Below are 19,647 nucleotides of genomic sequence, written 5' to 3'. Positions count from 1 at the left end.
AGGCGAAGGGAAACCGAGTCTGATAAGGGCGCATAGTCGCGGGCAGTAGACCCGAAACCGGGTGATCTAGTCATGCCCAGGGTGAAGGTGCGGTAACACGCACTGGAGGCCCGAACCCACTCCCGTTGCAAAGGTAGGGGATGAGGTGTGATTAGGAGTGAAAAGCTAATCGAACCCGGAGATAGCTGGTTCTCCTCGAAAGCTATTTAGGTAGCGCCTCATATGTATCCTCTCGGGGGTAGAGCACTGTTATGGCTAGGGGGTCATCGCGACTTACCAAACCATTGCAAACTCCGAATACCGAGACGGACTGTATGGGAGACACACGGCGGGTGCTAACGTCCGTCGTGAAAAGGGAAACAACCCAGACCCACAGCTAAGGTCCCAAATTCAGTGCTAAGTGGAAAACCATGTGGAAAGGCACAGACAGCCAGGAGGTTGGCTTAGAAGCAGCCACCCTTTAAAGAAAGCGTAATAGCTCACTGGTCGAGTCGGTCTGCGGGGAAGATTTAACGGGGCTAAGCACTGAACCGAAGCTTGGGGTGCATAACTTTGTTATGCGCGGTAGAGGAGCGTTCCGTAAGCCTGCGAAGGTGGATTGAGAAGTCTGCTGGAGGTATCGGAAGTGCGAATGCTGACATGAGTAACGATAATGCGGGTGAAAAACCCGCACGCCGAAAGCCCAAGGTTTCCTTGCGCAACGTTAATCGGCGCAGGGTGAGTCGGCCCCTAAGGCGAGGACGAAAGTCGTAGTCGATGGGAAGCAGGTTAATATTCCTGCACCTCGCGTAAGTGCGATGGAGGGACGGAGAAGGTTAGGTGTACCGGGCGTTGGTTGTCCCGGGGAAAGGCGGTAGGTTTGGATCTTTGGCAAATCCGGGATCCTTTAAGACCGAGCACCGAGACGAGCCTTTAAGGCGAAGTCACTGATACCACGCTTCCAGGAAAAGCTCCTAAGCTTCAGCTTACGCAGACCGTACCGTAAACCGACACAGGTGGGTAGGATGAGAATTCTCAGGCGCTTGAGAGAACTCGGGTGAAGGAACTAGGCAACATGGCACCGTAACTTCGGGAGAAGGTGCACCCTTTTTGGTGGCTCGTGCGAGCTATAGCTGAAGAGGGTCGCAGTAACCAGGCCGCTGCGACTGTTTATCAAAAACACAGCACTCTGCAAACACGAAAGTGGACGTATAGGGTGTGACGCCTGCCCGGTGCTGGAAGGTTAATTGATGGGGTCAGCCGCAAGGCGAAGCTCTTGATCGAAGCCCCAGTAAACGGCGGCCGTAACTATAACGGTCCTAAGGTAGCGAAATTCCTTGTCGGGTAAGTTCCGACCTGCACGAATGGCGTAACGACAGCGGCGCTGTCTCCACCCGAGACTCAGTGAAATTGAAATCGCTGTGAAGATGCAGCGTTCCCGTGGCAAGACGGAAAGACCCCGTGAACCTTTACTATAGCTTTACACTGAACGTTGAGTTCGTCTGTGTAGGATAGGTGGGAGGCTATGAAACCATGGCGCTAGCTGTGGCGGAGCCATCCTTGAAATACCACCCTGTCGTGCTTGACGTTCTAACCTGGGCCCATTATCTGGGTCGGGGACCGTGTATGGTGGGTAGTTTGACTGGGGCGGTCTCCTCCTAAAGAGTAACGGAGGAGCTCGAAGGTACGCTCAGCGCGGTCGGACATCGCGCACTGTGTGCAAAGGCATAAGCGTGCTTGACTGCAAGATCGACGGATCAAGCAGGTAGGAAACTAGGACTTAGTGATCCGGTGGTTCTGTATGGAAGGGCCATCGCTCAACGGATAAAAGGTACTCCGGGGATAACAGGCTGATACCGCCCAAGAGTTCATATCGACGGCGGTGTTTGGCACCTCGATGTCGGCTCATCACATCCTGGGGCTGTAGTCGGTCCCAAGGGTATGGCTGTTCGCCATTTAAAGTGGTACGCGAGCTGGGTTCAGAACGTCGTGAGACAGTTCGGTCCCTATCTGCCATGGGCGTTGGAGATTTGAGAGGGGCTGCTCCTAGTACGAGAGGACCGGAGTGGACGAACCTCTGGTGTTCCGGTTGTCACGCCAGTGGCATTGCCGGGTAGCTATGTTCGGAAGCGATAACCGCTGAAAGCATCTAAGCGGGAAGCGCGCCTCAAGATGAGATCTCCCGGGGCACAAGCCCCCTGAAGGAACCATGTAGACTACGTGGTTGATAGGTCAGGTGTGTAAGTACAGCAATGTATTGAGCTAACTGATACTAATGATCCGTGCGGCTTGACCATATAACCTCAAGTTGCCTTGGCTTTACGACAGCGTCGTAAGAGCATCCAAGTGCACGCTACGTCACAAGAACTATGCGAGGCTGGCGCCTTGTCCCTCGGGACGAGTGCGACTCTCCAAAAGCCTCCCTGGTGAAATTAGCGCTGTGGAACCACCCGATCCCATCCCGAACTCGGAAGTGAAACGCAGCTGCGCCGATGGTAGTGTGGCTCAAGCCATGCGAGAGTAGGTCATCGCCAGGGTTTATACCCAAAAACCCCGCTGCTCACGCAGCGGGGTTTTTCTTTATGCGTTTCAGCAGCCGATGTTTCAGCCGGCGCTGCCGTGTCCCAGGAACGGCTGGATCACTGCCGCGATCTGGGCGGGCGCTTCCATATGCAGGTGATGGTTGCCCGGAAACACGGCCAGGCGCCCGTCGCGCAGGTGCTGCAGTCGCTCGCTGCGCATCGGCTCGGGATAGTACGACTGCGCGGGAGTCGCGTAGATCACCTGCGTAGGGCAGGCGATGGCCTGCAGCAGGTTGTCGATCTGGCCCTCGCTGAGCCGGATGGCGGTGGGCAGCATCAGGCGCGGATCGCTGCACCAGCGATAGCCGCCCTCCACAGGCTCGACCCCGCGCTCGACCAGCAGGCGCGCGCAGCCTTCGCTGAGCTGGTTGGTCATCATCCGCGCGCGGATTGGCGCGGCAAGATCGGGGAAGACCCTGAGCTGCTTGCGCGATAGCGCGCGCGTGGCAGTCACATGCTCACGCAGCCGATCCGCGGTGTCCTCTTCCGGTCCCCGCAGGCCGCCCAGCGCTTCGATGGCGACCAGGCGTTCAATGCGGTCACTGACCGCCGCCGTCAGGCTGGCGATGCCCGCACCCATCGAATGGCCGAGCAGGCTGAAGCGCTCCCAGCCCAGCGCGTCGGCCACGTCAAGGACGTGGCAGATCGCGGCAGCGGTGGTGTAGCTGGCGCCGGCCGGGAGATGGGCGCTGTGGCCATGGCCAGGCAGGTCGATGGCCACCAGATCCAGATGGGGCAGATGCGGTGCGAGTGGCACGAAGCTGGCGGCGTTATCCAGCCATCCGTGCAGGGCGAGCACACGCGGGCCGTCCCCGTGATTGCGCAGGCCGGCCACGCGCGCGCCGCCGACCTCGAGTTCGAACCCCTGCAGGCTCATGCCAGCGAGGCCACGGCCAGCCGTGCCAAGGCACGCGCGTGCTCGGATCCATCGTTGAGGCAGGGGATGTAACGCATCCGTGCGCCGCGTTCGGCGAGGGTTTCAGTGAATCCCATCTCGACTTCTTCCAGCGTTTCCAGGCAGTCGGTGGCAAAGCCGGGGCAGACCACGTCGATCTGCTTCACGCCGGCCTCGGCCAGCGCCCACAGGCTGGGTTCGGCATACGGCTGCAACCAGCGCTCGCGCCCGAAACGCGACTGGTAGCCGAGCTGCCACTCGCTCCGTTCCAGGCCCAGCGCATTGGCGATCGCCTGCGCACTGGCTTCGCAGCGCTGCGGATAGGGATCACCGCCATCGGCCAGGCGCTGTGGAATGCCGTGGAAGGAGAACATCAACCTCTGGCCACGGCCATGCGCCTGCCAGTAGCGCTGGATGGAGGCTGCCACGGCCGCGACCCAGTCCGGGTCGACCGAGTAGTCCTGTACCAGGCTGACCGTGATGCCCGGATTCCTGCGCTGCCAGGCATCGACACGATCCTCCACCGATGCGGTGGTGGTGGTCGAATACTGGGGATAGAGCGGCAGCACGACGATGCGCCGCACGCCTTCCGCCGCCAGCCGGTCCAGTTCCGCGGTCAATGCGGGTTCGCCATAGCGCATCGCATGGCGCACGCGCAGGGTCGGCAGCAGTGCCTGCATGGCCTGCGCCAGCCGCCGGGTATGGACCATCAGCGGCGAGCCCTCGGGCAGCCAGACCTGGGCGTACTTGGCGGCCGAGCGGCCGCTGCGCAATGGCAGGATCAGGCCGCGCAGCAGCGGCTGCCACAGCAGCGCCGGAATCGACACCACGCGCGGGTCGGACAGGAACTCAGCCAGGTAACGGCGTACGGCGGGGGCCGTCGGCGTCTCGGGCGTGCCTAGGTTGACCGCCAGCACGGCGGTATCGGGTGCGTCGAGCATGGGGCTCATTGTCGCCGATCTGCCGCTGTATCGGGATGCAGGATCTGCATCGCAGGCATAGTCATCTCCGATGCGGGACCGATGACGCTCATTGCCGATTCATCACAACACTACTAATTTCAGTCACTTGCTATATCTTCCTATGGACTGACTTCTGGAGCCTGCCATGCGTCGCCCGATCCAAGCCCTGCTGATCGCCGCCAGCCTGCTGTCCAGCCAGGCCATGGCCGGGCCGCAGGAAGACCAGCGCGCCCGCAACGCGGTGCGTGTGCTGGCTGAAATCCAGGAAATCCCTGAACAGGGGATTCCGGACAAACTGCTCGACGAAGGCCGCGCGGTCATCGTCATTCCCGACACGATCAAGGCAGGCCTGGTCATCGGTGGCCGCCGTGGGCATGGCCTGATGTCGGTCCGCATGCCCAACGGCGCGTGGTCCAACCCGGTCTTCGTCAAGCTCACCGGCGGCAGCATTGGCTTCCAGGCCGGCGTGCAGTCGTCGGACGTGGTGCTGGTGTTCCGCAACGACCGCAGCCTGGACAACCTGGTCAACGGCAAGTTCACCCTGGGCGCCGATGCCGGTGTGGCGGCCGGTCCGGTCGGCCGCAATGCGGCCGCGGCCACCGACGGCCAGCTCAAGGCCGAAATCTGGTCGTGGTCGCGTGCGCGTGGCCTGTTCGCCGGCGTCGCCCTGGACGGTGCGGTGCTGCAGATCGACGATGCCGCCAACCTTGACGCCTATGGCAGCAACACCACGCCGCGGATGATCTTCGAGGGCCGGGCAGCAGGTGCGCCGTCGATGGATGTGGTCGCCTTCCGTGATCGCCTGGAGGAGGCGACCTATGCCGCGCGCAACAACCGCGGTGGCAATGGTGGCACGGCCTCGCGCCCGGCTCCGGCGCCGACGGTCGCACCGCCGCCTGTTCAGGCAGCCCCGGCGGTCCCGGCGGAAGCCACCACCGCGCCCCTGCAGAACGTGCCGCAGAACCCGCCGCCACAGCAGCAGGGCTTCCAGCCGGTCAATGAAGGCGAAATCCGCACGGAGACGCTGGGCGGGAACTGACTTTCGTCACGCGCGCCGGCTAACGGCCGGTGCGCTATGCTCGACAGCCTGATCACTAACGTAACGAGCGTCTTTATGGGCAGTTTCAGCATCTGGCATTGGTTGGTCGTGCTGGCCATCGTCCTGCTGGTGTTCGGCACCAAGCGTCTGACCAGCGGCGCCAAGGACCTCGGTTCGGCGGTCAAGGAATTCAAGAAGGGCATGCGCGACGAGGACAAGCCGAACGCGCAGCTGGGCGATGAGACGCGCAGCCAGGACGCCTCGCGCACCGCGCAGGACGAGCACGACCGCAACGCACGCTGATCCGGAGCGGTCGCGGTGTTTGATATCGGCTTCAGCGAACTGCTGGTCATTGCGGTGGTCGCCCTGGTGGTGCTCGGTCCCGAGCGTCTGCCCAAGGCGGCCCGTTTTGCCGGCCTGTGGGTCCGTCGTGCCCGCAATCAGTGGGACTCGGTGAAACAGGAACTGGAGCGCGAACTGCAGGCCGAAGAGATCAAGCGGCAGATGCAGGACGTGCGGCAGGGCATGCAGGACACCGAGAACCAGTTGCGTGCCAGCGGCGAGGCGATCCGTCGCGAAGCCGCGCAGGCACAGCAGCAGGGTGATGCGCTGGCGCAGGAGACGCGGGCACCGGCGCCGGCGGACCTGCCGCCGCATGTCAGCCAGGCACAGCAGGCTGCACCTCCCGCGTCCATGGGCGACGGCACTGCGGCCGATGCCGGCGGGGCGTCCGCTGCATCCGCAGCGGATGTAGACGACACCCGTCCGGTGCCAGCGTCGCAGAGCGAGGAGCGCGGCCGATGAGCGAACAGGATTTCGGCGAGAGCTCGCTGGTTGAGCATCTGGTGGAGCTTCGCGGCCGCCTGGTGCGTGCGCTGCTGGGCCTGGGCGTGGTGCTGCTGGCACTGCTGCCCTTTACCCAGAAGTTGTACAACGCGCTGGCCGAACCGCTGGTCTCGCAGCTGCCGAACGGCCAGACGATGATCGCCACCAACCCGGCCGGCGCCTTCTTCGCTCCGTTGAAGCTGACCTTCTTCGTCGCGCTGTTCGTGGCGGTGCCGTGGCTGCTGTACCAGCTGTGGGCCTTCGTCGCGCCGGGACTGTATGCCCGCGAAAAACGCCTGGCGGTGCCGCTGCTGGTGTCGTCGGTGCTGCTGTTCTACACCGGTTGCGCCTTCGCGTACTTCCTGGTGTTGCCGGCGGTGTTCCACTTCCTCACCACCTTCAGCCCCGATGTGATCGCGATCACTCCGGATGCCAACGCTTACCTGGATTTCGTGCTGGCGATCTTCTTCGCCTTCGGTGGCAGCTTCGAGCTGCCGGTGGCGATGGTGATCCTGGTACTGCTGGGATGGGTGACGCCGCAGCAGTTCAAGGAGGGCCGTGGCTACGCGATCGTGGGCATCTTCGTGGTGGCGGCCGTGCTGACGCCGCCTGACGTGGTCTCGCAGCTGATGCTGGCGATCCCGATGTGCCTGCTGTACGAGCTGGGCATCCATGCCGCGCGGTGGCTGGTGCCGTCCTCGGTGGTGAAGAAGCCCGCCGCGTGATGCGGCAGCGCCGGGCCATGCCCGGCATGGGTAGAGCCCGCCGGGCATGGCCCGGCGCTACCGTTGGGCGTGCTCAGGCGTGGAAGACGTCGTTCACCGGCGGCGTGGCCGGAAGCGGCGGAGCGCCACGGCTGCCACGGTGCACGAACATCTGCTTCCAGGCGGCATACACCGCGCCGACGTACAGCGGCATCACCACGGTGGTCAGCAGCAGCTGTGCGATGAACACGGCCACCATCTGCCCCCCCAGCAGCATCGCGATCTGGATCACGATCACGAACAGGATGTAGCCGCAGAAGGCGGCGATCACGCCGAGCACAGCGAACACCGCCATCGCCGCGATGTTCTCGATGCAGCCCTGCAGGCTCAGGCGCAGCGCGTGCATGCCGCTCTGCTTGTCGAACACCACCAGCGCTGGCTGGGTGAACATCGCCAGGGTCAGGGCGATGGCGGTCACGAACACCAGCAGCATCCACAGTGCGATGCGCGTGGCCGGCAGCTGGGCGACCAGTTCGGCGGCGGCTTCGGGGCTGACCTGCTGGTTGCTGCGGGCGATCTCTTCCATCCGTGCCATGACGTCGCTGAAGGCGGCGAAGCCTTCGCGACCGATCATCAGGTACAGCAGCACGCCCAGCAGCAGGACCACCAGCACCTGGATCGCCAGCGGCACCAGCAGGTGGCTGACGCGGTGGTCACGGATCGGCTGCAGCAGGTGGGTGACCAGGCCGGGCCGGCCATCGTCGATCTCGCCCATGGCGTACAGCATGCCGCCGAACATGATCGGCGAGACGGCCAGGGTCATCAGCTGCACGGCCAGGCCCAGCGCGCCGGGCACCAGGGTGGACAGCAGGGTGACCACCCAGCTGACCAGCATCCAGGTCAGGCCGATCCGCGCCAGCTGCAGCGGTGCACGCCGGTACAGGGAGAACGTATCCAGCAACCACTGGGCGCCCGCCGAGGCCGGCAGCTTGCGAATCTCTTTCATGGACATCCGGAGAGGACAGAAGGGGAGCGGGCAGTACCCGCGCCGCCGATTATCCCTGTTTTGCCGCCGGCTGGGCTGAAGACTGCCGCGCCTGGCGGACGAAACGGCGCAGCAGCTGCCGGGCCAGGGGGGCGGCGCTGACCGCGCGCTCGATGCTGCGGGCGCAGCCACCGTGGCGGCCGATGCAGTCAGCCCGCGCACGCACGTAGCCGCGCATGTGGTGGGTGGCGAACTCGGGATGGAACTGCACGCCCCACGCCTGCCGGCCCCAGCGGAAGGCATGGCAGCCATCCTGCGGCGACCGTGCCAGCACGGCGGCCCCCTCGGGGGCACGCAGTACGGTCTGCAGATGGGTCGCGTGTGCCGCGAAATGCTGCGGCAGCCCCTGGAACAGGGGGTCCTGTGCTGCCTGCGGCTGCAGCTCCAGTTCAATGGTGCCCGACTCGCGTCCGGCCGGGTTGTAGGCCACTTCGCCGCCCAGCGCATGCGCCAGCAGCTGGTGCCCGTAGCAGATGCCGAACACCGGCACGTCATCGTGGGCGGCCTGCCGCAGCCACGCCGCGCTGCGCTCGCTCCAGTCGGCGTGGTCGGTGACGAAAGCGGCCGAGCCGGTCACCATCACCCCGGCGAACGCGCGCGGGTCGGGCAGGACGCCGCCGTGCTCGACATCGACCACCACCGTCTCGTGTTCTTCCAGGCCGGCGGCGACGCGGATCCAGTGCGGGAAACGCCCATAACGACGCAGCGAGGGCACTGGACGGCCGGTTTCAAGAATCAGGAAGGGCGCTGGGTTCATCCGGGGGCGGCAGGACAGACAGGACTTCCTCGATTGTAGTCAGCCCCTGCGCCACCTTTTCAAGCCCCGCCTGGCGCAGGGTTCGCAGGCCCTCGGCACGGGCGGCACGGCTGAAACCGGCCAGATCCATGTCGGCGCGGATCTGCGCGCGAAGCCGCGAACCCAATGGCAGCAACTCATACAGGCCGATGCGGCCGAGGAAACCGGTGCGCCGGCACTCCAGGCAACCGACCGGCCGACAGGGCGTGGCGGCATCTGGATATGCGGCATGGCTATCAGCCAGTACCGCCCAATCGGCGGCACCGAGCGTATGCGGCTGCTTGCAGTGCGGGCACAGGGTGCGCACCAGGCGCTGGGCGAGGATGCCGTTGACGGTGGAGGCCAGCAGGTAATGCGGCACGCCCAGGTCGAGCAGGCGGGTGATGGCCGAGGGGGCGTCGTTGGTGTGCAGGGTGGACAGCACCAGATGGCCCGTCAGCGACGCCTGTACCGCCATCTGCGCGGTTTCCAGGTCGCGGATCTCGCCGATCATGATGATGTCCGGATCCTGCCGCAGCAGGGTGCGTACGCCGCTGGCGAAGTCCAGGTCGATGTTGGTCTGCACCTGCATCTGGTTGAACTCCGGCGCGATCATCTCGATCGGATCCTCCACCGTGCACACGTTCACGTCCGGGGTGGCCAGGCGCTTGAGCGTGGAGTACAGGGTGGTGGTCTTGCCGGAGCCGGTCGGGCCGGTCACCAGCACGATGCCGTGCGGACGCTCGACCAGGGCGTTCCAGCCGGCAGCCTCCTGCGGGCTGAAACCCAGCTGGTCGATGCTCTTGAACGCCGCATCCGGGTCGAAGATGCGCATCACGCACTTCTCGCCGAACGCTGTGGGCATGGTCGACAGGCGCATTTCCACCTCGCGCCCACCCGGTGACCGGGTCTTGATGCGGCCATCCTGCGGCCGGCGACGCTCGGCCAGGTCCATGCGGCCCAGCACCTTGATGCGGCTGACCACGGCGGTCATCACCGCCGGTGGCACCTCGAACACCTTGTGCAGCACGCCATCGATGCGGAACCGCATGCGGCCCATGTCGCGGCGCGGTTCCAGGTGGATGTCCGACGCACGCTGCTCATAGGCGTACTGCAGCAGCCAGTCGACGATGTGCACGATGTGCTGGTCGTCGGCATTGACGTCGCCGGTGCGGCCGAGCTCGACCAGCTGCTCGAAGCTGGGCAGGGCGGTGTTCACCTCGCCGCGCACGTCGCCGCGCGCGCCACGCACCGAGCGCGTGACGCCGTAGAACTCCATGGTGTAGCGGTGCAGGTCCAGCGGATTGACCACGGCCAGCTCGATGCGGCGGCGGGTCAGGTGCTGCAGGTCGCGGCGCCATTCCTGTACCAGCGGTTCGCTGGTGGCCACCAGCACGCGTTCGGCGTCCACCGCCAGTGGCAGGAAGCGATGGCGGCGCGCATAGGCGTGCGAAACCAGGGCCGTGACCGCCGCCACATCGACGCGGGTCGGGTCGATGCGCAGGTAGCGGGTGCCGGTGCGCCGCGCCAGCCACTCGGTGAGGCGTTCCAGGGTCAGTTCGCCGCCGTCGCTGGCGGCAAGCTTGAGGTTGGACAGCAGTACCAGCGGATGGACTTCACTGGCGTTGCGGGCGCCCTGCGCGGAAAACCGCACGCGCTCGCGGTCCTGCCCGGCCACCAGGCCATCGGCCAGCAGTGCGGCCGAGACCTGTTCAAACAGCAGGCGGCCCCACGGCAGCGGTACCGCGCCGGGCTCGCCGGGCGTGCCCGCCGGCAGCCGATGTTCCATCTGCCTGCTCCTCCCGGGTACGGAATGCCCCGCAGGTCGGCCGTTATACTAGCGCACCCCCTTGCCGGCCAAGAATCGTCCGCATGTCCGCGACCCCGACCGTTCCGATCACCTTCCAGGGCCTGATCCAGACCCTGAACCAGTTCTGGGCCCAGCAGGGCTGCGTGCTCATCCAGCCGCTCGACCTGGAGGTGGGCGCCGGTACGTTCCACCCGGCGACCTTCCTGCGTGCGATCGGTCCGGAAGGCTGGAACGCGGCCTACGTGCAGCCCTCGCGCCGTCCCACCGACGGCCGTTACGGCGAGAACCCGAACCGCCTGCAGCGCTATTACCAGTACCAGGTGGCGATGAAGCCGGCGCCGGACAACATCCAGCAGCTGTACCTGGATTCGCTGCAGGCGCTGGGCATCGACCCGCTGGTGCACGACCTGCGCTTCGTCGAGGACAACTGGGAGTCGCCGACCCTGGGTGCCTGGGGCCTGGGCTGGGAGGTCTGGCTCAACGGCATGGAAGTGACCCAGTTCACCTACTTCCAGCAGGCCGGTGGCCTGGAGTGCCGCCCGGTGCTGGGCGAGATCACCTACGGTCTCGAGCGCCTGTGCATGTACCTGCAGAACTGCGACAACGTCTACGACCTGGTGTGGACCTACGGGCCGGACGGACAGCCGGTGACCTACGGTGACGTCTATCACCAGAACGAGGTGGAGCAGAGCACCTACAACTTCGAGCATGCCGACGTGGAAGAAATGTTCCACCGCTTCGACGCCTGCGAGCGCGAGGCGCAGAAGCTGGTCGAAGTGGGCCTGCCGCTGCCGGCCTACGAGCAGGTGATGAAGGCCAGCCACACGTTCAACCTGCTGGATGCGCGCCGCGCCATCAGCGTGACCGAACGCCAACGCTACATCCTGCGCGTGCGTGCGCTGGCCCAGGCGGTGGCCCGGGCCTATTACGAGCAGCGCGAGAAGCTGGGCTTCCCGGGCGCGAAGAAAGCCTGAGGGCCGCTCTCCACCCTGCTTTTCATCACACCCCGGGGCGCCGGACGCGTTGCGCGCTGCGCCCCCCACCACAGGATCGAACCGATGAGCCAATTGTCCCCCCTGCTGATCGAACTGGGCACCGAGGAGTTGCCGGTCAAGGCGCTGCCGGGCCTGGCCCAGGCGTTCTTCGACGGTGTTGTCGAAGGCCTGCGCAAGCGCGGCATCGCCCTGGACACGGGCGATGCACGCCCGCTGTCCACTCCGCGCCGGTTGGCCGTGCTGCTGCCGGGCGTCGGCCTGGAACAGCCGGAGCAGCACAGCGAAGTGCTGGGCCCGTACCTGAACATCGCGCTGGATGCCGAAGGCCAGCCGACCAAGGCGTTGCAGGGCTTCGCCGCCAAGGCCGGCATCGACTGGACCGCGCTGGAGAAGACCACCGACAACAAGGGTGAGCGTTTCGTGCATCGCGCGGTGACGCCGGGCGCGAGCACCGCCGATCTGCTGCCTGAGATCCTGCGCGAGGCCATCGCCGCCATGCCGATCCCCAAGCCGATGCGCTGGGGCGACCACCCGTGGGGCTTCGCGCGGCCGGTGCATTGGCTGGTGCTGCTGCACGGCAAGGATGTGGTCGCGGCCGAGTTGTTCGGCCTCAAGGCCGACCGCATGAGCCGTGGCCATCGCTTCCACCATGACAAGACCGTGTGGCTGACCCAGCCGCAGGACTACGTCGAATCGCTGCGCGCGGCCCATGTGCTGGTCGACCCGGCCGAGCGCCGCGCACGCATCGTCGCCGAGGTCGAAGCCGCCGCCGGCAAGGCTGGCGGCAGTGCGCGCATCACCGAGGACAACCTTGAGCAGGTGGTGGCCCTGGTCGAGTGGCCCTCGGCAGTGCTGTGCAGCTTCGAGCGCGCCTTCCTGGCCGTGCCGCAGGAAGCGTTGATCGAAACGATGGAGATCAACCAGAAGTTCTTCCCGGTGCTGGATGACGCGGGCACGCTGACCGAGCAGTTCATCGGCATCGCCAACATCGAGTCGAAGGATGTGGCCGAAGTGGCCAAGGGCTACGAACGCGTGATCCGCCCGCGCTTCGCCGATGCCAAGTTCTTCTTCGATGAAGACCTGAAGCAGGGGCTGGCCGCGATGGGCGAGGGCCTGAAGACCGTGACCTACCAGGCCAAGCTGGGCAGCGTGGCGGACAAGGTCGCGCGCGTGGCGGCGCTGGCCGAAGCGGTTGCCGTGCAGGTGGGTGCCGATCCGGTGCAGGCCCGCCGCAGCGCGGAGTTGGCCAAGAACGACCTGCAGTCGCGCATGGTCAACGAGTTCCCGGAACTGCAGGGCATCGCCGGCCGCCATTACGCGGTGGCGGGCGGAGAATCGCCGGACGTGGCGCTGGCCCTCGACGAGGCGTACCAGCCGCGCTTCGGTGGCGATGACATCGCGCTGTCGCCGCTGGGCAAGGTGCTGGCCATCGCCGAGCGTGTGGACACACTGGCCGGCGGGTTCGCGGCGGGCCTGAAGCCGACCGGCAACAAGGATCCCTTTGCCCTGCGCCGCAACGCACTGGGCCTGGCCCGTACGATCATCGAGAGTGGCTTCGAGCTGGACCTGCGCGCGCTGCTGGCCGGCGCCAACCAGGGCCTGGCTGCGCGTGGCGTGCAGGCCGATGTGGGTGAGCTGTACGACTTCATCCTGGATCGCCTGAAGGGCTATTACGCCGACAAGGGCGTGCCGGCCACCCACTTCAACGCGGTCGCCGAACTGAAGCCGGCGTCGCTGTACGACTTCGATCGCCGCCTCGACGCGATCGGCACGTTTGCAGCGCTGCCCGAGGCCGAGGCCCTGGCCGCCGCGAACAAGCGCATCCGCAACATCCTCCGTAAGGCTGAAGGCGACATTCCGGGCCAGATCGACCCGTCGCTGCTGCAGGAGGAGGCCGAGCGCGCGCTGGCCGAAGCCGTCACCGCCGCCATCGACGACACGGGCGCCAGCCTGCATCAGAAGGACTACGTGGCCGTGCTGGCCCGCCTGGCCCGCCTGCGCCCGCAGGTCGATGCATTCTTCGATGGTGTGATGGTCAATGCCGAAGACCCCGCACTGCGCGGCAATCGCCTGGCGCTGCTGACCCTGCTGGGCGAGCGACTGGGCAAGGTCGCCGCGATCGAGCATCTGTCGAGCTGAGTGGTCGCGCCGGGCCACGCCCGGCGAACGCGCGGTGTGGTGCTGGAAGAAGCCGCCGGGCATGGCCCGGCGTTACCGACATCATGCGGATGATGTCGGTAACGCGTATTTTGACCGCCACTTAACAACCGATGCCTGAAGGCGTGATGCATTTCGCATCGTCACGTTGGGTCGGTATGCTGTGCCGCATGCAGCCAAAGAAATACGCCCTGCCGCTGATGGTCCTGTCGCTGGTCGCCACCCCCGTGGCCCACGCGCGCGGCACCATCGACAAGGTGGACATCAAGGGATTGGACAAGGGCGACGACGCCGCGATCATCGAGAACATCCAGGAATCGCTCACGCTGTACGACACGATCGGCAAGGAGCAGGGTGAATCGCGGCTGGAGTACCTGCTGTCACAGGCCGAGCGGCAGACCCGGCAGGCGTTGGAGCCGTTCGGGTACTACAACCCGGTGATCACGGTGGAGGCGCCGCGCCAGGACGAGCATGTGCAGGTCCTGATCCACGTCGACAAGGGCACGCCGGTGACGGTGCGGCGCGAGCACATCGACATCACCGGGCCGGCCATGTATGACCAGTACCTGCAGGATGACCTGACCGCCTTCAAGCCACGCAAGGGCCAGCGTTTCGAACATACCCAGTACGAAGCCAGCAAGATCACCATCACCCGCCGCCTGGCCGAGCGTGGCTACTTCGATGCCGATTACACCCAGCGCCAGGTACAGATCACCCGCGCCGACAACGCCGCGGACATCGACCTGACCTGGGACAGCGGCCGCCGCTACAACATGGGCCCGGTCCGGTTCGAGCAGGATTACTTCGTCGACAAGCTGTTCGATCCGCTGGTGTACTGGGAACAGGGCAGCTACTACCACGAAGGCAAGCTGGACCGGCTGCGCGAGTCGCTGACCAAGCTCGACTACTTCAGCGTGATCGACATCCAGCCGCGGCCGGACCAGGCCGACGACAATGGTGAGGTGCCGGTCGACGTCAAGCTGACCCGTGCCAAGCGCACGATCTACACCGCGGGCCTGAGCTACGGCAGCGAGAGTGGTCCCGGTGTACGCGGCGGTGTCGAGCGGCGGTTCCTCAACAACCGCGGCCACAAGATGAACACCCAGCTGGACTATGCGCAGAAGCGCAAGAGCCTGGTGACCAGCTACCGGATTCCCGCGTTCGCCTGGCTTGATGGCTGGTATACCTTCGCCGCCAGCGCCTACGACGAGCAGACCGACTACATCGACCTGCGCAACTTCAAGCTGATCGCCAGCCGCAGCGGCGAGATCAACGAATACTGGACCGCGATCGCGTCGGTCAACGCGCTGCGCGAGCGCTGGCGCTATGCATCGGGTACCGAGTTCACCGACGCGGTCTACAACACCTCCACGCTGGTCTATCCGCAGCTGGTGGCCGACTACGTCAATGTCGATGACGAGATGTTCCCGCGCAAAGGCATCAGCGGCACGGCCACCGTGCGCGCGGGCGTTGAAGGCGCCGGCTCCGATACCAGCTTCGTGCAGGCCAATGCCGTGCTTCGCTGGTACGTTCCGGTGGGCGAAAGCAACCGCCTGATCCTGCGTGGCGAGGGGGGCACCACCTGGACCAGCGATCTGGTGGCGATGCCACCCAGCCTGCGCTACTTCGCTGGCGGTGACCGCAGCATCCGTGGCTATGCCTACCGCGAGGTGGGCCCGCGCACGCCCGCGCCGGACAAGTACGCGCTGGGTGCCAAGAACCTGGTGATCGGCTCGGCCGAGTACGAGCACTACTTCAACGGTGGCCCCTGGGGTGCGGCGGTATTCGTCGATACCGGCAGTGCCTTCGACAACACCATCGACCTGCATACCGGTGTGGGCTTCGGCGTACGCTGGAAGTCGCCGGTGGGCCCGGTGCGCATCGACGTGGCCCACGGCCTGAACAACCCGGATTCGCAGTTCCAGCTGTATCTGAATATCGGAGCGGACCTGTGAGCACGCCCGCACAGACCCCGGGAACACCGCCGCCGCGCGTGCGCTTCTATCGCCGCCGCCGCTTCTGGGCATGGTCCGGCGTGGGCGTGCTGGGTCTGGTCCTGCTCGGCCTGCTGCTGCTGTACTGGCTGCTGCAGACCGTGGCCGGCCGTGACGTGCTGCTGGCGCAGGTGGTCGCGCGCCTGCCGGTGGGTGCCAGCTTCACCTGGGACAAGGTGGAAGGACCGGTGGCCGGCCCGCTGACGCTCTACAACGTCGACTTCCGCTATGACGACATCCACTTCCATGCCGAGCGCGCGTACCTGGAGCCGGACCTGCGCCCGCTGCTGGGCCGCAAACTGCTGCTCGACAGGCTGGAACTGACCAATGCCTCGCTGAACCTGGCCAAGAGCGAGGAGCCGTTCAAGCTGCCGTCGTGGCCGGACTCGCTGCCGCAGATCGAGATGCCGCTGGCCATCCAGGCCGACGCCATCGCCATCGACGGTTTCCGGGTGACCCAGGCCGGTGAACCGGTGATCGACATCAGCCGCGTGCGCGGCGGGGTGGAAATCGCCAACGGCGAATTCCAGGCGCGCGCGCTGGTCGTGGACAGCGATATGGGCAACTTCACCGCCCAGGGCCGCTACATCCCGGCCAAGGACTACGACACCGACGTGACCGTCACCGCGGTGCTGCCGGCGCCGCGTGGGCGCACGGCCGCCACGCTCGGCCTGGTTGCACGGGGCAATCTGGCGCACATGGAAGTGGCCGTGGCCGGGCGCGCGCCCAAACCGCTGCATGCGATGCTGGTGTTTGACGGGCGGACCGATCCGAGCTGGAGCGCGACCGTGCGCAGCGACGAACTGGACCCGGCTCTGCTGTCGCCAGCGCTCGCGGGTTCGGCCATCGCGCCACTCGCGCTGGATTTCAGCGCCACCGGCAAGGGCGGCAACGCCCAGCTGCGCGGCACGGTGAAGCAGGGCGAGCAGGCGCTGGAGCTGGCGCCCTCGGTCATCTCGCTGCAGGACCAGGTGCTGAAGGTCTCGCCGCTGGTGGTGAAGGGACTGGGGGGCGAGGCACGCCTGGAAGGTACCGCTGATTTCAGCCAGGAAGACCAGCAGAAACTCGATTTCTCGGTCATCGCCCATGATCTGACCTGGGTGCCGGCGGAGGATCCGAACACCGCCGGTGGTCCGCCCGTACCGGTGACACTGAAGGAAGCCCGCTTCGGCCTGGCAGGGACGCTGAAGGCATGGGCTGCGATCGGTCGTGCCGACGTGGAGCGTGAGCAGCAGAAGGCGCAGCTGCGTTTCGACGTGCGCGGCAACGACCAGGCGGCCTCGATCCGCGAGCTGCAGGCGCAGACGCCCGGCGGGCAGTTGCAGGTGGAGGGCCAGGTGGCATGGGCACCGCAGCTGGACTGGGATGCCAAGGCCACATTGAAGGACTTCGATCCGGGCTATTTCGTGCCTGGATGGAATGGCCGGCTGTCGGGCAATTTGGCGTCCAAGGGCCGCCAGCTGCCGCCGCCGGCAAATGCCCCGCCGGGTACTGCCGGCACGCTGGAAGCCACGGTCGATCTGCCGTCGCTGAAGGGCGTGCTGCGTCAGCGCAACCTCGATGCGCAGGGCAAGTTCGCGCTGCAGGGCGAACAGGGCCAGGGCGAGCTGAAGCTGGCCGTCGGCAGCAGCCGGGTCACCGCCTCGGGCAAGGTGGGCGACCGCCTGGACATCGACGCACGTTTCGAACCGCTGCAGCTGAGCGACCTGCTGCCTGGCGCCGATGGCGGCCTGCGCGGGCAGGTACAGGTGACCGGCCCGCGTGACGCACCGGACATCACCGCGGACCTGGTCGGCAACAACCTCAACTGGGATGGCTATGGCGCCGAGAGCCTGAGCATCAAGGGGCGGCTGCCGTGGCGTGGCGACAGCGGCACGCTGGCCGTGCAGGGACAGCAGGTCAACGCGGGCATGCTGCTGGAACGGTTGAACATCGATGCGCAGGGCAGCGTGTCGAACCTGCGCCTGGCGGCACAGACCCGCAACGAACTGGGCGCGATCGACCTGCAGGGCAGCCTGCGCCAGCAGGGCCAGCAATGGCGGGGCGAACTGGCTTCGCTGCGTATCGCACCGGTGAAGGGCGATGCCTGGGCGCTGCGCGCGCCGGCCGCCTTCGCCATCAACAATGGCAGCTACACGCTGGCCGAGGCCTGCCTGGCTGCCGCCAGCAGCGGGGCGCTCTGTGCGCAGGCGAACTGGCCGCGCGAGGGCCTGGTGGTGCGCGGCGATGCGTTGCCGCTGGCACTGGTGCAGCCGTGGCTGCCGCCGCAGTCCGGACGTCGCATCTACCTGCGCGGCGAGCTCGGTCTGGATGCGCAGATCCGGCCGCGCGGCAATGCGTGGGAAGGACACGTCGAAGTGCGTTCGCTGGAGGGCGGGGTGCGCCTGGGCGAGAACCGCAACGTCGGTGGCGACAGCACCCGGGGCGAACTGGTGCGTTATGACCAGTTCTCGCTGAAGCTGGACATGACCCCGGCCAGCATCAAGGGCTATCTGGGCATGGGCTTCCAGGGCAACGGCTTCGTCGATGCCAGGATGCAGACCGGCTGGGAAGCCAGCGCGCCGTTGAACGGTGAGCTCTACCTCAACATGTCGCGGCTGTACTGGCTGGAGTTGTTCTCGCCGGACATCGTGCGCCCGACCGGCCTGATCGAGGGCCACGTCAGCCTGCGCGGTACCCGTGGCCAGCCGTCGCTGGGCGGCGACGCGCAGCTGAGCAATTTCAAGGGCGAATTCCCCGCGCTGGGGCTGACGTTCGACCAGGGCAAGGGCAGCTTCGTCGCCCAGCCCGACGGCTCGGCCAAGATCACCGCGCAGGCCAACTCGGGCCAGGGCACGCTGTATGTCGATGGCGGCCTGTCCTGGTTCGGTGATGCGCAGCCGCTGCAGCTGAAGATCCACGGCGAGAACGTGCTGGTGTCCAATACCAGCGAACTGCGCATCGTCGCCAACCCCAATCTGGACTTCACCCTGGCCAAGGCTGCGATGGAGCTGCGTGGCACCGTGCATGTGCCGGAGGCGGACATCGATCTTGAGCGGCTGGACCGAGGGACGTCGGTTTCCGAGGATGTGGTGGTGCTGGACCCGGCCGATCCGGAGGAATCGCGCACCTCGCCGCTGGACATGGACCTGACCGTCAGCCTGGGCGACAAGGTGAAGATGACCGGCTTCGGCCTGAAGGGCGCGCTGACCGGCAAGATGCAGGTCTGGGCCAAGCCTGGTCGCGAGATGACCGCCAATGGCGGGCTGGAGGTCAGTGGCCGCTACAAGGCCTATGGCCAGGACCTGACCATCACCCGCGGCAACCTCAACTGGAACTACAACGCCGTATCCGACCCGCGCATCAACATCCGCGCCGAGCGCCGGATCGGTGATGTCACCGCTGGCATCGACGTGACCGGCCGTGCACAGCAGCCGCGTGCGGACGTGTGGTCCGACCCGGCGATGTCGCAGTCCGAAGCGCTGGCCTACCTGGTGCTGGGCCGCAGCCTCACCGGTGCCAGCAGCGACCAGGCCCAGCAGGTCAATGCAGCCTCGGCCGCACTGTCGGCCGGCAGCGGCCTGCTGGCATCGCAGCTGGGGGCCAAGCTGGGCCTGGACGATGCGGGCGTGAGCCAGTCGCGCGCGCTGGGCGGATCGGTGATCGGCGTGGGCAAGTACATCTCGCCCAAGCTGTATGTGGGCTATGGCGTATCGCTGGTCGGCGCCGGTTCGGTGATCACCCTGAAGTATCTGCTGCGCCGCGGTTTCGACGTGGAAGTGGAGTCGAGCACGGTGGAAAACCGCGGCTCGATCAACTGGCGGCGGGAGAAGTAACCCGCCGCCATCGACCGGTAGCGCCGGGCCGCGCCCGGCCCCCAACCATCGGCCGTTGCCCCTGCCGGCC

At 66.1% G+C, this 19,647-nt stretch carries 13 protein-coding genes and 2 rRNA genes (1 of these 15 only partly in view); 10 read left to right on the top strand and 5 right to left on the bottom strand.

All coding sequences use genetic code 11. The features are described 5' to 3' along the window. Together N8888_RS18490 and rrf are read left to right on the top strand one after the other, a co-directional pair. Nucleotides 1–2,276 (top strand): 23S ribosomal RNA (locus N8888_RS18490) (it extends 604 nt beyond the left edge of the window). A 125-nt stretch (nucleotides 2,277–2,401) separates the two neighbouring features. Then, nucleotides 2,402–2,516, top strand: a 5S ribosomal RNA gene (rrf, locus tag N8888_RS18485). A 67-nt stretch (nucleotides 2,517–2,583) separates the two neighbouring features. On the opposite strand, the gene N8888_RS18480 is transcribed toward rrf, so the two are convergent. Both N8888_RS18480 and hemH read right to left on the bottom strand, forming a co-directional pair. Beyond that, nucleotides 2,584–3,438, bottom strand: a complete 855-nt coding sequence (locus tag N8888_RS18480; RefSeq protein ID WP_263176560.1) for an alpha/beta fold hydrolase — start codon at nucleotides 3,436–3,438, stop codon at nucleotides 2,584–2,586. After that, a complete protein-coding gene (gene hemH, locus N8888_RS18475) occupies nucleotides 3,435–4,397 on the bottom strand; it encodes a ferrochelatase (protein WP_053517680.1) in 963 nt (320 codons plus the stop codon). Before hemH ends, N8888_RS18480 begins: the two co-directional genes overlap by 4 nt. A gap of 166 nt (nucleotides 4,398–4,563) precedes the next feature. Between hemH and N8888_RS18470 the strand changes: the two genes are divergently transcribed. From N8888_RS18470 to tatC, 4 genes are all read left to right on the top strand, one after another. Beyond that, a complete protein-coding gene (locus tag N8888_RS18470) occupies nucleotides 4,564–5,457 on the top strand; it encodes a lipid-binding SYLF domain-containing protein (RefSeq protein WP_053517681.1) in 894 nt (297 codons plus the stop codon). A gap of 75 nt (nucleotides 5,458–5,532) precedes the next feature. After that, nucleotides 5,533–5,760: a Sec-independent protein translocase subunit TatA gene (tatA, locus tag N8888_RS18465; protein WP_053517682.1), complete on the top strand. Its 228-nt coding sequence runs from the start codon at nucleotides 5,533–5,535 to the stop codon at nucleotides 5,758–5,760. A gap of 15 nt (nucleotides 5,761–5,775) precedes the next feature. Continuing rightward, nucleotides 5,776–6,261 carry a Sec-independent protein translocase protein TatB gene (gene tatB, locus N8888_RS18460; protein WP_065181400.1) on the top strand — a complete coding sequence of 162 codons (486 nt, stop codon included), beginning with the start codon at nucleotides 5,776–5,778 and terminating at the stop codon, nucleotides 6,259–6,261. After that, complete coding sequence (tatC, locus tag N8888_RS18455; RefSeq protein WP_010482410.1) at nucleotides 6,258–7,007, top strand: twin-arginine translocase subunit TatC; 750 nt, start codon at nucleotides 6,258–6,260, stop codon at nucleotides 7,005–7,007. The genes tatB and tatC overlap by 4 nt, the downstream gene beginning before the upstream one ends. Nucleotides 7,008–7,080: 73 nt before the next feature. Here the strand turns inward: tatC and N8888_RS18450 are convergent, their stop codons facing one another. From N8888_RS18450 to N8888_RS18440, 3 genes are read right to left on the bottom strand one after another with little or no spacing between them, the layout of a single operon-like run. Continuing rightward, nucleotides 7,081–7,992 carry a BPSS1780 family membrane protein gene (locus N8888_RS18450; protein WP_065174240.1) on the bottom strand — a complete coding sequence of 304 codons (912 nt, stop codon included), beginning with the start codon at nucleotides 7,990–7,992 and terminating at the stop codon, nucleotides 7,081–7,083. 49 nt (nucleotides 7,993–8,041) lie between these two features. Beyond that, a complete protein-coding gene (locus N8888_RS18445; protein WP_053517686.1) occupies nucleotides 8,042–8,788 on the bottom strand; it encodes a glutamine amidotransferase in 747 nt (248 codons plus the stop codon). Continuing rightward, a complete protein-coding gene (locus tag N8888_RS18440) occupies nucleotides 8,760–10,595 on the bottom strand; it encodes a GspE/PulE family protein (RefSeq protein WP_111187173.1) in 1,836 nt (611 codons plus the stop codon). Before N8888_RS18440 ends, N8888_RS18445 begins: the two co-directional genes overlap by 29 nt. A gap of 83 nt (nucleotides 10,596–10,678) precedes the next feature. Here N8888_RS18440 and glyQ point away from each other — a divergent pair, with 83 nt between their 5' ends. From glyQ to N8888_RS18420, 4 genes are all read left to right on the top strand, one after another. After that, nucleotides 10,679–11,590, top strand: coding sequence for a glycine--tRNA ligase subunit alpha (gene glyQ / locus N8888_RS18435; RefSeq protein ID WP_053517689.1), 912 nt, complete (start codon nucleotides 10,679–10,681; stop codon nucleotides 11,588–11,590). Nucleotides 11,591–11,674: 84 nt separating this feature from the next. Next, nucleotides 11,675–13,750, top strand: a complete 2,076-nt coding sequence (glyS, locus tag N8888_RS18430; protein WP_263176551.1) for a glycine--tRNA ligase subunit beta — start codon at nucleotides 11,675–11,677, stop codon at nucleotides 13,748–13,750. A gap of 176 nt (nucleotides 13,751–13,926) precedes the next feature. Beyond that, complete coding sequence (locus tag N8888_RS18425; protein ID WP_053517726.1) at nucleotides 13,927–15,723, top strand: autotransporter assembly complex protein TamA; 1,797 nt, start codon at nucleotides 13,927–13,929, stop codon at nucleotides 15,721–15,723. After that, complete coding sequence (locus N8888_RS18420; protein ID WP_263176549.1) at nucleotides 15,720–19,577, top strand: translocation/assembly module TamB domain-containing protein; 3,858 nt, start codon at nucleotides 15,720–15,722, stop codon at nucleotides 19,575–19,577. The genes N8888_RS18425 and N8888_RS18420 overlap by 4 nt, the downstream gene beginning before the upstream one ends. Nucleotides 19,578–19,647 lie beyond the last annotated feature (70 nt).

The sequence above is a fragment of the Stenotrophomonas maltophilia genome (assembly GCF_025642255.1).
GTDB classification, from domain to species: domain Bacteria; phylum Pseudomonadota; class Gammaproteobacteria; order Xanthomonadales; family Xanthomonadaceae; genus Stenotrophomonas; species Stenotrophomonas maltophilia_P.
This window is presented reverse-complemented; position numbering and strand designations above follow the sequence as displayed.

What these genes read in the sequence shown, in the direction of transcription:
- glyS (WP_263176551.1), top strand. Translation starts at nt 11,675, where the DNA reads ATGAGCCAATTGTCCCCCCTGCTGATCGAACTGGGCACCGAGGAGTTG.
- N8888_RS18480 (WP_263176560.1), bottom strand. Translation starts at nt 3,438, where the DNA reads ATGAGCCTGCAGGGGTTCGAACTCGAGGTCGGCGGCGCGCGCGTGGCC.
- N8888_RS18450 (WP_065174240.1), bottom strand. Translation starts at nt 7,992, where the DNA reads ATGAAAGAGATTCGCAAGCTGCCGGCCTCGGCGGGCGCCCAGTGGTTG.
- tatC (WP_010482410.1), top strand. Translation starts at nt 6,258, where the DNA reads ATGAGCGAACAGGATTTCGGCGAGAGCTCGCTGGTTGAGCATCTGGTG.
- N8888_RS18440 (WP_111187173.1), bottom strand. Translation starts at nt 10,595, where the DNA reads ATGGAACATCGGCTGCCGGCGGGCACGCCCGGCGAGCCCGGCGCGGTA.
- N8888_RS18470 (WP_053517681.1), top strand. Translation starts at nt 4,564, where the DNA reads ATGCGTCGCCCGATCCAAGCCCTGCTGATCGCCGCCAGCCTGCTGTCC.
- tatA (WP_053517682.1), top strand. Translation starts at nt 5,533, where the DNA reads ATGGGCAGTTTCAGCATCTGGCATTGGTTGGTCGTGCTGGCCATCGTC.
- glyQ (WP_053517689.1), top strand. Translation starts at nt 10,679, where the DNA reads ATGTCCGCGACCCCGACCGTTCCGATCACCTTCCAGGGCCTGATCCAG.
- hemH (WP_053517680.1), bottom strand. Translation starts at nt 4,397, where the DNA reads ATGCTCGACGCACCCGATACCGCCGTGCTGGCGGTCAACCTAGGCACG.
- N8888_RS18425 (WP_053517726.1), top strand. Translation starts at nt 13,927, where the DNA reads ATGCTGTGCCGCATGCAGCCAAAGAAATACGCCCTGCCGCTGATGGTC.
- N8888_RS18445 (WP_053517686.1), bottom strand. Translation starts at nt 8,788, where the DNA reads ATGAACCCAGCGCCCTTCCTGATTCTTGAAACCGGCCGTCCAGTGCCC.